At 49.6% G+C, this 12,762-nt stretch carries 11 protein-coding genes; 3 read left to right on the top strand and 8 right to left on the bottom strand.

Annotated elements, in window-relative coordinates; translation table 11 throughout:
• On the bottom strand, positions 1–1,191 hold a 1,191-nt coding region (locus ACSHWX_RS01925), incomplete at its 3' end, for a HAMP domain-containing protein (RefSeq protein WP_435666483.1).
• Positions 1,192–1,415: 224 nt separating this feature from the next.
• Complete coding sequence (locus tag ACSHWX_RS01920) at positions 1,416–2,915, bottom strand: CoA-acylating methylmalonate-semialdehyde dehydrogenase (protein ID WP_435666482.1); 1,500 nt, start codon at positions 2,913–2,915, stop codon at positions 1,416–1,418.
• Positions 2,916–3,016: 101 nt separating this feature from the next.
• On the opposite strand from ACSHWX_RS01920, the gene ACSHWX_RS01915 reads away from it, so the two are divergent.
• Positions 3,017–3,898, top strand: coding sequence for a LysR family transcriptional regulator (locus tag ACSHWX_RS01915; RefSeq protein WP_435666481.1), 882 nt, complete (start codon positions 3,017–3,019; stop codon positions 3,896–3,898).
• Between the two features lie 4 nt (positions 3,899–3,902).
• Here ACSHWX_RS01915 and ACSHWX_RS01910 read toward each other — a convergent pair whose 3' ends face one another.
• From ACSHWX_RS01910 to iolD, 6 genes are read right to left on the bottom strand one after another with little or no spacing between them, the layout of a single operon-like run.
• Complete coding sequence (locus ACSHWX_RS01910; protein ID WP_435666480.1) at positions 3,903–5,039, bottom strand: phytanoyl-CoA dioxygenase family protein; 1,137 nt, start codon at positions 5,037–5,039, stop codon at positions 3,903–3,905.
• A 1-nt stretch (position 5,040) separates the two neighbouring features.
• Positions 5,041–6,030, bottom strand: a complete 990-nt coding sequence (gene iolG / locus ACSHWX_RS01905; RefSeq protein ID WP_435666479.1) for an inositol 2-dehydrogenase — start codon at positions 6,028–6,030, stop codon at positions 5,041–5,043.
• Position 6,031: 1 nt separating this feature from the next.
• Positions 6,032–6,862 (bottom strand): class II fructose-bisphosphate aldolase, encoded by an 831-nt coding sequence (locus tag ACSHWX_RS01900; RefSeq protein ID WP_435666478.1) that lies wholly within the window; start codon positions 6,860–6,862, stop codon positions 6,032–6,034.
• Positions 6,859–7,701, bottom strand: coding sequence for a 5-deoxy-glucuronate isomerase (locus tag ACSHWX_RS01895; RefSeq protein ID WP_435666477.1), 843 nt, complete (start codon positions 7,699–7,701; stop codon positions 6,859–6,861). Before ACSHWX_RS01895 ends, ACSHWX_RS01900 begins: the two co-directional genes overlap by 4 nt.
• 24 nt (positions 7,702–7,725) lie before the next feature.
• Positions 7,726–8,706 (bottom strand): 5-dehydro-2-deoxygluconokinase, encoded by a 981-nt coding sequence (iolC, locus tag ACSHWX_RS01890; RefSeq protein ID WP_435666476.1) that lies wholly within the window; start codon positions 8,704–8,706, stop codon positions 7,726–7,728.
• Positions 8,706–10,592 carry a 3D-(3,5/4)-trihydroxycyclohexane-1,2-dione acylhydrolase (decyclizing) gene (gene iolD, locus ACSHWX_RS01885; RefSeq protein ID WP_435666475.1) on the bottom strand — a complete coding sequence of 629 codons (1,887 nt, stop codon included), beginning with the start codon at positions 10,590–10,592 and terminating at the stop codon, positions 8,706–8,708. Before iolD ends, iolC begins: the two co-directional genes overlap by 1 nt.
• A gap of 135 nt (positions 10,593–10,727) precedes the next feature.
• Between iolD and ACSHWX_RS01880 the strand changes: the two genes are divergently transcribed.
• Together ACSHWX_RS01880 and ACSHWX_RS01875 are read left to right on the top strand one after the other, a co-directional pair.
• A complete protein-coding gene (locus ACSHWX_RS01880; RefSeq protein WP_435666474.1) occupies positions 10,728–11,840 on the top strand; it encodes a Gfo/Idh/MocA family protein in 1,113 nt (370 codons plus the stop codon).
• Between the two features lie 21 nt (positions 11,841–11,861).
• Positions 11,862–12,761 (top strand): sugar phosphate isomerase/epimerase family protein, encoded by a 900-nt coding sequence (locus tag ACSHWX_RS01875; RefSeq protein ID WP_435666473.1) that lies wholly within the window; start codon positions 11,862–11,864, stop codon positions 12,759–12,761.
• The last annotated feature ends 1 nt before the right edge of the window (position 12,762 follow it).

Here is a 12,762-nt window from a genome sequence, read left to right as displayed (position 1 = left end):
TTCTTCGGTCATTTGGTTCACCCGCAGACCGTTCTCTCGGAACACTTCAACCGCACGGGCCATCTCGCCGAGCTCGTCTTTTCGGTTCAGCCCGAAAATCTCAGTGTCAAATTTGCCAGAGGCGATTTTTTGCATTGTTTTTTCAAGCGTAGTGATCGGGCCGACAATTCCACGGGAAAAATAAAAACCCAAGCCGGTTGACCCGACAAGGATCAAAGCCATTAGTCCTGAAATCGAGTAAACAAGGTTTTGCAAAGGCGCAAAAACTTCTGTTTCTGTTTCCAGAGTCAAAATATTCCACCCGAGTTCAGTAATGCTGACGGGTTCCACCCATCCACGAACCTTGCGATCAAACTCAGGGTCGACAAATGACTTGAAATCAGTGGCTGCATCTAAATCTTGCGCAAAAATAGTTTCTTGTGTGCGCTGGCCATTGGGTGTTGAAATGCCCAAGACTAAGTTGTTGTGGTCAATCAGACGTACTTCACCTGTTTCTCCAAGCGCTGCTGGGTGCCCCAGAGCACCTACTACCGCCGTGGCATCAATTCGGAATATGACGGTTCCAATATGGTCGCCGTAATGCACAACATTTGCCCAGATGAATTGGGAGGCTGATGTGCCGCTGGCCTGGTGTACGGAGAGATCACTTGCGAACAAGGTTTCTCGCGAAATAACTGGAGCTGGAAGCGCTAAGCTTTCTCCTACCTCAGGGCCCATATTGGTTGAATAGAAAACTTTTCCATCTGGATCGGCGAGCAGAACTTCAGTTAGACGGTAAGAGGTGGCGAGTTCAGCAAATGTTGGGCCAAATTTTGCATGCATCCTGTCATAGGATGTTTTTTCACCCTCTGTTTTGGTGGCCACAGTCCCGCCTGGTCCATAATCCGCCCGCAATTGTTCGCCCCAGTCTTCACCATATTTCTTGAGAGATGATCTAAAGTTCTGAATGGCGGAGATGACGTTGGGATCTCGGGATTGAGACGTAGCCAACTCGAGACGTTCGTTCACAAATTTACTAATGTCCTGCTCGGCTTCCTGAGCAACAAATGTCATTCGAGACTGGGTTTGTTCAGTAATGATGTCGGCAGCTGCGATGTAGGAAACAATCGCGACGAGTAGGCCAGTGCAGGCCGAAAACAGCACAAATTTGGCTGGAACACGTATAATTTGTTTCTGGAAAATGCCGGACATCTAAAATTCCTTGCAATCGTTTGCAGTATACCCATAAGGGTTTGTGAGTCGTTTGGGATATTTTGAGTGCAATCGGTTGCAAAGTGGTTAACAGTAAGTTCAAATAAGTATATCCAATTAAGTTTCGTTGGCGGTGCAGTGGAAGTATGAGGAGAAAACTAATTTCAAAAGCAAATTGACGCCAACTTGTCGGCGCCAATAGAATTTGTTGTTGGATGTATTTTTTAGCCCAATGTCGGCATTGAGAATTGCGCGTCATTGCGCATACCTGTTGGCCAACGGCTGGTTGTGGTTTTCATCCGTGTGTAAAAACGAACGCCTTCCATACCGTGCATGTGGTGATCACCGAATAGAGAGGCTTTCCAACCACCAAAGCTATAAAATGCCATTGGCACTGGGATGGGAACATTTATTCCGACCATGCCCACTTCAATATCTTGGGAGAAAGCGCGTGCCGTATCTCCATCCCGGGTGAAGACAGAAACGCCGTTTGCATATTCGTGACCATGAATGAGGTCGATTGCATCTTGGTATGACTGCCGGCGGACCATTGTTAGAACGGGGCCGAATATTTCTTCCTTGTATATGCTCATGTCTGGTGTTGCATGGTCAAATAGTGACCCACCGACAAAGAAGCCATTTTCATGGCCCTGGGGTTTGTTGAAGGTACGACCATCGACCACCAGCTTTGCGCCTTGTTCAACGCCTGCATCGATATATGAAGTAACTTTGAAAAGGTGTTCACCCGTTACGAGTGGACCCATTTCCATGCCCGTTTCCAATGAAGGGCCTACTTTAAGCGCTTCAATCTTGGGGATTAGCTTTTCAACCAAAGCGTCCGCCACGGCGTCGGTGACCGGAACGGCAACTGAAATGGCCATACAGCGCTCGCCAGCGGAGCCAAAAGCTGCACCCATCAAAGCGTTCGCCGCCATATCCAAGTCCGCGTCCGGCATAATCACCATATGGTTTTTTGCGCCGCCTAGTGCTTGTACGCGTTTGCCGTTTGCAACGCCCTTATGGTGAATATATTGGGCGATGGGTGTCGAGCCTACAAAACTGACCGCTTTTACATCTGGGTGCTCTAGTAGCGCATCAACCGCGACTTTGTCGCCATGCACAACGTTGAACACGCCGTCAGGTAACCCTGCTTCTTTAAGCCAGCTTGCCATCAAGTTGGCAGCGGACGGATCGCGTTCGCTTGGTTTTAGGATGAACGTGTTGCCGGTTGCAAGCGCTACTGGGAACATCCACATCGGCACCATTGCAGGAAAGTTAAATGGGGTGATGCCTGCAACAACGCCAAGGGCTTGCCGCACCATATGACTGTCAACGCCTGTGCCGACATTTTCGCTGAATTCGCCTTTGAGAAGGTGAGGGATTCCAACAGCAAATTCAACGACTTCTAAACCGCGTGTCACTTCGCCCTGTGCATCGTCAAATGTTTTGCCGTGCTCGTTTGAGATTACCCGTGCAAGGTCGTCCAATCGATCCCACAAGATCGACTTATAACGATCCAAAATGCGCGCCCGGCGTAGGGCTGGGGTTTTCGACCAGACTGGCCATGCCGCTTTTGCTGCGGCAACTGCTGTGCCGACTTCTTCAACACTTGCTAATGCAACTTGGGCGCTGACTTCACCGGTGGAAGGGTTAAATACGTCTTTTGAGTTGCCGGATGCGCCTGCAACTTCGCTGTTTGAAATAAAATGGCCAATTTGGGTCATGTCGTTTTTCTCCTCAAGAAGTTGCCTCAATCTACAATTTGCAAATTTGAAATTAAATAGTCATAATTGATCAACTGAATTGCAAATAACGGAATAAAGAAATGAACTGGGATGATGCGCGTTTGTTTTTAGCGGTGGGTCGACATGGGCAGTTTTTGGCGGCCTCGCGCTATTTGGGCGTCAATCAGGCCACGTTAAGCCGTCGGGTTTCGGCGTTGGAAAAAGCGGTTGGCAGCAAACTGTTGGTTCGGCGCACAAATGGGTGCGAGTTAACCGATGCAGGAAAAAAACTTCTGACATCCTTAGAGAGGGCCGAAAGCGAAATATTGGTTGGTCTTGAAGGCATGTCAGATAGTGATGCGAGGGTTAGCGGAACGGTGCGTATTGGCGCACCAGATGGATTTGGTGTTGGGTTTCTAGCGCCAAGACTTTTTGCATTTGAAGCAAGCTATCCCAATTTAAAAATTGAACTCGTGCCCGTACCGCGCAGTTTTTCGCTGTCGCTTCGTGAAGCTGATATTGCGATTATGGTTGGGCGTCCGGAAAAGGGTAGGTTGGTCGCGCGCAAGCTGATCGATTATAGTTTGGGGCTTTATGCAGCACCGACCTATCTTGACCGCATGGGGCGTCCTAGCGAGCGTGCAGAGTTAGCGAACCATAAGCTGATAGGGTTTGTTGACGACCTGATGTACACGCCATCGCTGGACTACACCCATGAGTTCTTGCGCAATTGGCGTTCAGATTTGGCCATATCGAGTGCAGCCGGGCAGCTGGAGGCTGCGAAAGGCGGCGCAGGGATCGCCATTTTGCACGACTATTTGGCCCAACGCGAACCGGGACTAGAACCTGTATTGCCTGAGCACAAAATTGAGCGTTCATATTGGCTGGCGGTACATGAAAGCCAACGCGATTTGGCGCGGGTTTCGGCCGTCACCAAGTTCCTCGTTGACTTGGTGAAAGATGAACGCTCATTATTTATTTAGTTGTCTAATGGGTGGACTGTCGTTCAAACAACGCGTCGAGCTCATCGTTTAGTTTATCGCTTGACCACCGTGCCGCGACAGCTTCGGCTAGTATTTGCTGTTGAGATTTGGGTGCCAACCCACCAATTGGCGGGTCGCGATCCAAATTGGTTGGAAACGAATAACCTTCCGCAGTTGAAGCGATTGCATTCGCAATTTCGTCCGACCCCAAGTTACTTGTAACGAGGGCGTTGAACACACTCTTGCTCATGCGCCGACGATCGACTGTTTCCATGGCGCGGCCAAAGGCTGATGAGATCTGCACCAGATTTGCCATGCGTGAAGCATTAGTCGTTAGGTTCGAACCCGCCGCATGAAACAATGCCGGGTTGAAGAAAACGGCGTCACCTTTTTCAAGGGGGAGTTGAACGCAATTGTCTTCAAAATAAGACACAAAATCTTCCCGACGCCAGGCCATATATCCGGGCTGATAGGTTTGCGAAAATGGTAGTAATTTTGTAGGACCGGTTTCTAAGGGCATATCGCAATGGGCAACGGCACCCTGCAGGGTCAAACCGGGCGAAAGGTGATGCATATGAGCAGGATAACGACCCGCTTCCGCGGTCGATTGAAAGCCCAAATGATAGTCACGATGGGCTTGCTGCGCTTGCCCGCCGGGGCGCACCACATTAATCTGTGAGGTGACTTGATAATTTGGGCCAAGCCAAGCTTCTGCCGCCATTGCGATCATGTCGTTGGCATAATAGCGCGCAAAAACGTCTGGCGCTTCAATGCATAATTTTTCTAAAGCGTTCCAAATGCGATCGTTTGCGCCTTTTGCTGCAAAGTGATCACCACCCGATATGGTTTCGCGTTCATCTTCAATAATTTTGTCGAAAACTGATGATGCATCGTCGACCACGGATGTGTCCGTGAACGCGCCCTTCATGACAAAGACGCCTGCGCCATCCAACAAGATATTTGCCAATTCGCTTAGAACAGCCGCACGGTCTTTGGTCGCGAGCTCACGTAGATTGGCGCTTTCATAAATGGGGATATTTTTAACGATGGATAACGCGTTTGGGGCGTCTTCGACCTCTAGGGTGCGGGTGACAATTGGTGCGAAGTCTTCAAGACTACATGCTGGTTCAGAATAGAACATTTTATTGCTCCAAAAATACGGTTTGATTTGTTTTTGCGGATTTTAGGGCGGCTTCTGCGAGCATCTGCGCTCTAAGGGCGTCTTGCCCGGAAGGTGAGGGCGTTGAATTATTCCTCACCGCTTCAATGAAGTGATCAAGTTCAGCCCTATAGGCGGGCATATAGCGCTCAAGGAAGAAATTCATCAGCGGGGCATCACGATAACCGTCTGCATTGGCCAGCCGCACAGCATTTTCATGCTGATTTTTGGCTTGTAGTGCGCCTTTTGACCCATGTACTTCGGCACGTTGATCGTAGCCGTACGTTGCCCGCCGAGAACATGATATTTGACAAATTTTGCCGCTGGCGGTTTGAAGTTGCACAACAGCACTATCAAAGTCACCGGCTTCGCCAATGGCTGGGTCAACAAGAGCCGCCCCCATGGCTTGCACAGAAACGGGTTCTTCGTTCAGCAAAAACCGCGCCATGTCTAAATCATGGATCATCATGTCGGCAAAAATGCCGCCGGAACGTGCGATGTAAGACAGAGGAGGGGCGCCTGGGTCGCGGGAGATGAGATTTATCATCTCCACGTCGCCGATGGCACCTTGATTGATCTGTGTTTTCAGCGCACCAAAATGGGGGTCAAACCGTCGCTGAAAGCCGAACATTAACACGGTGCTGGGATCAAGTTGCGCTAAGCACTGTTTGATCCGGTCTGTGTCTAAATCAAATGGCTTTTCGCAAAGGATCGCCTTGCCAGATTTTGCCGCTGCCAAAATAAAATCCACATGGGTGTCGGTTGGCGTGCCAATCAAAACGGCATCAATATCATCGGCTGCACATATGGCGCTGGCATCGCGCACTTCTGCGTCGTGCTCACTGGCCAGCTTTGTTGCAGATGCTTCAATTGCGTCGGCAACCGCTACTAGCTTTGCGTCACGGTTTAGGGCAATGCTTTGGGCATGTACCTGGCCAATACGGCCACAACCTAATAATCCAATCCGCAGCATATTAAGCTCTCCCGAACGCTGTGATAACGGTTTTAGTTGCTTCTCGAACGGGCTGAATTGTTGGTTCTAACAATGCAACGCGATCAAATTTGTCGGGCTGGTCAGTAACAGACTTTCGCAACGCTTCACCAAAGGCCATGCGCAACTCTGTTCCGATGTTGAATTTGGAAACGCGGCTGGTTTTTGCCAACATTTGACGCACATCGACTGGAATGCCACTGCCACCGTGCAAAACGAGCGGCAGGTCAGTTGCGGCCTCAATCTCGCGTAGCAATTCGATGTTGATGCCTGCCGTTTTTTCCGTTTTCAGGTGGACATTGCCAACTGAAATCGCGAGAGCATCTGCGCCGGTTTCTTTGTCGAACCGTTGGGCTTCTGCTGGCAAAGTCCCTGCAGAGGCAGCGCCTTCTGCATAGCCAACAAACCCAACTTCGCCTTCAACAGAAACACCCGCTGCATGGGCGATTTCAACGATTGCTGCCGTTTTGTCTATGTTCTCAGAAATTGGCAGTTTCGAGCCGTCAAACATCACCGATGTAAAACCGCTATCGATGCCTTCTTGGCACTCAAGTTGCGAATATCCATGGTCGATATGGCAAACCACCGGGACACTTGCTTGTTCTGCAAGATGGCGAAACATCTTGCCTAAAACTGGCACTGGCGTGTGCTTGCGGCAACCCGGTCCAGCTTGCAAAATGATGGGAATTCCGGTTTCCTCGGCGGCTTCAACATATGCGCGAGCATCTTCCCAACCCAAAACAACTAGACCGGCAATGGCGTATCCGCCGGTCATTGCGGGTTGCAAAACGTCTCGCAATGAAACTGCACTCATTTGAATTTCGCAATCATGTCTTTGATGCCGGGAATGGTCTCAATTTGATAAGCGTGCGTAGGGTGGAAATATTGCACCAACGAGCGTTGTGATAAACCGCCAAGGATGGTGAAATAGTACATCTCATAACCTGGTGCCGCTACGCAGGGATGGTAGCCATTTTCCAAATAAATCGTGGAGCCGTTGACCAGGTGATAGGCGTCGCCGACCTTGCCTTCTTCGCGTTCCACCAGCTGCATGCCAAAACCATGATCAGGTTTAAAACGGTAATTGTAGGTCTCGTCATGCCGGGTTTCGTCTGGCAGGCGGTCGGTGTCATGTTTGTGTGGTGGGAAGCCCGACCAGCCGCCTTGTCCGACGGTGTAAAGTTCAGAAATCAACAAGCGACCGACTTTGTCATGCAGCTTATTGCCAAGAATGTGTTTGATCTTGCGGTGGGTTTTCGTGTCGTCTGATCCATATTGAACCATATCGATGTCAGCTGCTCGGATGTCAAATGGATCGAGGGCTTTGTCATGCGGCGCACCGCCAATGAAAACTTCAGCGGTATCTGTCGTACAAACGAACGTAACCTTCGCGCTGATCGGCACATACACGCCTTCAGGTTCACCGTCCCATACATCGATAGTACGCTGGCCAATGCCGTCGTATTTTTGACCGTCAACGTCGACATTGATCGTGCCAGTAGCAGGCACAATGCAGGTTTCATATCCCGGCGTTTGATATTCAAATGCATCACCGCGATTTAGCTTGACTATGTTGAAATAGTTGAGCGGCACGCGGCTGTCATTTACATCAACGATCGGTTTGTTCTGGTTCTCAAAAGGCGGAATGTGCATGCTAACTCCTATGCGTAAAACCGATCATGCAGCCGAGAGGCCACTATGATTATTAATGAAATTTTCGAGTTCTTTTGTGTTTGGCATTGCCGGCGCGCAGCCGACCCGCTCAACAACATATGCTGCAGCGGCAGAACCGTGTTGAACTGCTGTTTGCAACGGTTTGCCTTGGGCTAAAGCCGCCACAAAAGATCCCATAAATGCGTCACCTGCACCTGTGGGCTTTAAGGCTTTAACGGCATAAATGCCGGTACGAAACGCTTCGCCATCAGCAAAAGTAACAGAGCCCTTTTGTCCCATTTTATAAACGGCAATTGAGGAACAGGATTTGGACAGTTGTTCTGCGTAAGCTTGACCTTGATCGTAGTCATTTGCCATGACACCAAACTCGTCGTCATTTCCAACAACGATTGTGCATTGCTCTGCCACTTCTCGATACGTTGCCGATGCAACTTCATCTGACGGCCAAGAGTAAGGGCGGTAATCCACATCAAAGATAATAGGGAGGCCCGCCAACTTTGCGCGGCTGATTGCTTCCATTGTTGCTGATTTGGATGGCTCACCGGCAAGTGCAGTGCCCGTGAGGATTAAGGCGCCATATTGAGTAAAATCAAGGTCTGAAAAGTCTGGAGTTTGAACTTCAAAGTCTGCGGCATTGTTGCGATAGATGACAGACTGATGGTCTTCAACGCGACTTTCAACAACAGCTAATGACGTCCGAACCTCTCCATCGACCAGTTTAACAAAGTCACGACCAACATTGTATTTATCCAACTGATCGAGAACAAAATGGCCGACAGCATCGTTTGACACAGAGGTAACTAAGTCAGCGATACTGCCGTGCCGAGTTAGGGCAACCGCGATATTGGCGGAGGAGCCACCAAGGCAAGCAAAAAATTGCGAAGCCTCTTTCGTGCGGGTGCCCGGAGGGTCAGGGTAGAGGTCCATTCCGGCGCGGCCGAAAACTAAGAATTTGTTTTGCGCTAAGCGTGATAGATCAACCATTATACACCTTTGCGCTGACGGTGACGTGAGCTTTCCCAATCTGCATGGGCATCTCGAACATCAGCGCTGTCACTAACTTCTGGGGTGCCAACCTCCCACCAGGCATGACCTTGTTTGGTCCAACCTTCATAGGCGTCAACCTTGAGCGAAATCACATAGGTGCGGTTTGAAGCTTTTGCGCGCTCAAAAGCACCGTCAAACTCATCAATGGTTTGGATTATTTCTGCAGCGGCACCCATGGAACGTGCGTGCGCTACAAAATCTACAGCAAATGGCTCGCCAACAATGTTGCAATCTTCAATCAGATTGTTGAAAGACTTGTTGCCGGTATTGTTTTGCAGCTTGTTGATCACGGCGAACCCGCCATTATCGCAAACGATAATGATCATTTTTTTGTTGGTCAGAACCGAAGAGTAGATGTCCGAATTCATAATCAGATACGAGCCGTCGCCGGTGAAGACGATTGTGTCGTTCTCGGGTGACTTTTCTGATTGAGCAATGCGCGCGCCCCAACCACCAGCAATTTCATAACCCATGCAGGAAAAACCAAACTCCACATCGACCGAAGAAAGTGACTTGGTGCGCCAGTTTGCCGTCACCTCGGCTGGCAATCCGCCTGCTGCCGCAACAACCCGATCATCTGTGTCACAAAGTCTATTTACTGCGCCAATTACTTGGGCGTAAGACATTGGCCGGTTGCTGCCATCTGGCGAGTTGGGTGCAACATTGTCGTCAACATATGCATCCCATTTTTTGCGCTCGGATTTTGCCGTTTGGACCCAGTCTTTGGAACCTTGAAAACTTCCGAGCCGGGTAGAAAGCAGCGGCAAACACAATTTTGCGTCGCCAACCACTGGTTTGGCCAAATGTTTGCCAGCATCAAAGCGACCAACATTCAACGTCACCAGCTGCGCGTCTTTAGCGAATGCGGTCCATGATCCGGTGGTGAAGTCTTGTAATCGCGTTCCGACAGCCAAGATCAGATCTGCATGTTCAGCCAAATAGTTGGCCGAATCTGATCCGGTAACACCGACGGGACCACAATTCAGTTCATGGCTGTGCAAGAAGTTCGCGCGGCCGGCTATGGTTTCGATCACCGGTATTTGGTGCTTTTCAGCAAAGGCTTGAAGTTCACTGGTCGCGCCTGAATATTGTACGCCACCACCTGCAATAATCACCGGGCGTTCCGCGTTAGAGATCGCGGTCGCAGCGTCGGCCATTTCTCTTGCGTCCGCCGGTTGGCGCCGCATGTGGTGGATTTTCTTTTCAAAGAACGAAACCGGATAGTCAAAGGCCCAGCCCTGAACATCTTGTGGCATGCCGATAAAAGCAGGTCCGCAATCAGCGGGATCAAGCAAAGTCGCAATTGCGTTGGGCAGTGAATTGATGATTTGCGCTGGGTGCGTAATACGATCCCAAAAACGCGTCACAGGCTTAAACGCATCGTTGACGCTTAATGTTGGGTCGTAAAAGTTTTCAACTTGCTGCAAAACGGGATCGGGCAGCCGTGTGTTGAACGTATCGCCACATAGCATTAGAATTGGCAACCTGTTTGCGTGCGCCAAAGCGGCAGCCGTAAGCATATTTGTTGTGCCAGGGCCAGCAGATGCAGAAGCGAACATAAAGCGTTTTCGCAAATGCTTTTTTGTATAAGCGATTGCTGCATGGGCCATTGATTGCTCATTCTGGCCGCGATAAAGAGGCAATTCTTCGCGATGATTATATAGGGCTTCACCTAGACACGTCACATTACCGTGGCCGAATATCCCAAAGCCGCCTGCGCATAAACGAACAGTCTCACCATCAATCTCTACGAATTGCGCGGCCAGATAACGCACAAGTGCTTGCGTTGTTGTAAGCCGGATCGTGTCAGCAGTGCCTGACATAAGTTACTCCAAATATAATCAGATCGAATGTACAAATTGCGTCATGACAATTTGCCCTTGACGACAAAGCATATTTGGAGTTTACCTATTTTGCAACCGGTTGCAAAAAGAAATTGAAAAAATTGGGGATTTAGATTGGAAATAGGGATTGGCATCGTTGGTGGCGGCTATATGGGGAAAGCCCATGCAGTTGCAATGAGCTCTGTGGGCGCCGTTTTCAATACGAAATTGAGGCCCCGGCTTGAATTGGTCTGCGCGCGGTCGGAAAAATCTGCAAACCGGTATAAAGACGAATTTGGTTTTGCGCGTGCGACAACCAGTTGGCGTGATCTTGTTTTGGATGACAAGGTGGATGCGATTGTAATTGCATCGCCACAGGAAACGCACCGCGAGATAACTGAATTGGCATTTGCACAGGGGAAACCTGTTTTTTGCGAAAAACCTTTGGGCATGTCGGTTGATGATAGTGTTGCGATGACGGCGGCTGCAAAAGCGGCAGGTGTTGCGAACATGGTTGGCTTCAACTATATCCGTACCCCCGCTAGTCAGTTTGCGCGCAAGCTCATTCAAGATGGGAAAATTGGTGACATTACATGGTTCCGTGGGGAGCATACTGAAGACTTTTTGGCGGACCCGGAAATGCATGCAAGTTGGCGCACAAATGGACGCGCAAACGGCACGATGGGCGACCTTTCCCCGCATATGATCAATGCAGCTTTAGCGCTTGCTGGGCCAATAACTGAGTTGGTCGCAGAAATTGAAACGGTTTTTGATGAGCGTCCATCAGCGGATGGCACTCAGGCTGTCACCAACGACGATCAGGCGCAGTTGATGTGTCGGTTCGCATCTGGGGCGATGGGGCATCTGTATTTTTCCCGAACAGCAACGGGTCGGAAAATGGGCTATGCCTATGAGATCACCGGCACTAAAGGCGCAATTCGGTTTGATCAAGAAGATCAAAACGCGCTTTGGTTCTATGAGATGAAGGGCCCTGAAGCGGAACGAGGCTTTAAAAAAATTCTAATTGGTCCAAGCCATCCAGACTATTTGGCGTTTTGTCAGGGGCCCGGCCACGGCACGGGCTATCAGGATCAAATTATTATTGAAGCAAAAGATTTCTTGCATGCCATTGAAACAGGCGAACCAACTTGGCCAACGTTTGAAGATGGGTTGCAGGTCAATAGAGTTGTCGAAACAGCATTTGTTTCGTCCAAAAGTAAAAGCTGGCAAAAGGTCGGCGCAAACTGAGTGTTTAATAAGGGCACTAATATGACAATTAAAATTGGTAATGCACCATGCTCTTGGGGCGTGGAATTTGGAAATGATCCGCGCAATCCAAACTGGCTTAAAGTTTTGGATGAGTGCAAACAAGCCGGCTATACCGGGATTGAATTGGGCCCTGTTGGTTTTATGCCAGAGGAACCAAACCTTGTGGCGGACGAGTTTGCAAAACGTGAACTTGAAATGATTGGTGGGGTGATTTTCCGCCCATTCCATGATCCTGATCAATGGGATGATGTTTTGGACGGTGCTGTGCGCACCTGCGAAGCGTTGAAGGCCCATGGTGCCGAGCATCTCGTGCTTATTGATTCAATTTCTCCGCGTCGTGCGCCAACGGCTGGCCGTCCGCAAGAAGCAGAGAAAATGGACGATCAAGAATGGCGTGCCTATCGCGGGCGCATCGAGCATGTCGCAAAATTGGGTGCTCAAGATTATGGACTAACACCGTCTATCCACCCCCATGCCGCTGGTTTTATGGATTTCGAAGATGAAGTCGAAAAACTGTTGAGTGAGGTTGATGAGAGCGTACTCAAGATTTGTCTTGATACAGGTCATTCACACTATGCTGGGTTTGATCCGGTGGTGTTTATGAAGCGTCATATGGACCGTATATCGTACATGCATTTCAAGGATATCGACCCCAAGGTTAAAGCGCATACCATCGAGAATCAAATTGACTTCTATGAGGCATGTGGAAATGGCATTTTTTGTAATCTTGGTGATGGTGAAACAGATTTCCCGGCTGTCCGGGACATGCTGATGCAGGCTGGATTTGAAGGCTGGTGTACCGTTGAACAAGATTGTGATCCAGAAGGTGATACGTCACCTGTTAGCGACGCCAAACTAAATCGTGACTATTTGGCGTCAATTGGTTTTGAAGTGGATTGAT

The organism is Maritalea sp. (genome assembly GCF_051251695.1).
Taxonomy (GTDB): Bacteria; Pseudomonadota; Alphaproteobacteria; order Rhizobiales; family Devosiaceae; genus Maritalea.
This window is presented reverse-complemented; position numbering and strand designations above follow the sequence as displayed.

What these genes read in the sequence shown, in the direction of transcription:
- ACSHWX_RS01920 (WP_435666482.1), bottom strand. Translation starts at nt 2,915, where the DNA reads ATGACCCAAATTGGCCATTTTATTTCAAACAGCGAAGTTGCAGGCGCA.
- ACSHWX_RS01915 (WP_435666481.1), top strand. Translation starts at nt 3,017, where the DNA reads ATGAACTGGGATGATGCGCGTTTGTTTTTAGCGGTGGGTCGACATGGG.
- ACSHWX_RS01910 (WP_435666480.1), bottom strand. Translation starts at nt 5,039, where the DNA reads ATGTTCTATTCTGAACCAGCATGTAGTCTTGAAGACTTCGCACCAATT.
- iolG (WP_435666479.1), bottom strand. Translation starts at nt 6,030, where the DNA reads ATGCTGCGGATTGGATTATTAGGTTGTGGCCGTATTGGCCAGGTACAT.
- ACSHWX_RS01900 (WP_435666478.1), bottom strand. Translation starts at nt 6,862, where the DNA reads ATGAGTGCAGTTTCATTGCGAGACGTTTTGCAACCCGCAATGACCGGC.
- ACSHWX_RS01895 (WP_435666477.1), bottom strand. Translation starts at nt 7,701, where the DNA reads ATGCACATTCCGCCTTTTGAGAACCAGAACAAACCGATCGTTGATGTA.
- iolC (WP_435666476.1), bottom strand. Translation starts at nt 8,706, where the DNA reads ATGGTTGATCTATCACGCTTAGCGCAAAACAAATTCTTAGTTTTCGGC.
- iolD (WP_435666475.1), bottom strand. Translation starts at nt 10,592, where the DNA reads ATGTCAGGCACTGCTGACACGATCCGGCTTACAACAACGCAAGCACTT.
- ACSHWX_RS01875 (WP_435666473.1), top strand. Translation starts at nt 11,862, where the DNA reads ATGACAATTAAAATTGGTAATGCACCATGCTCTTGGGGCGTGGAATTT.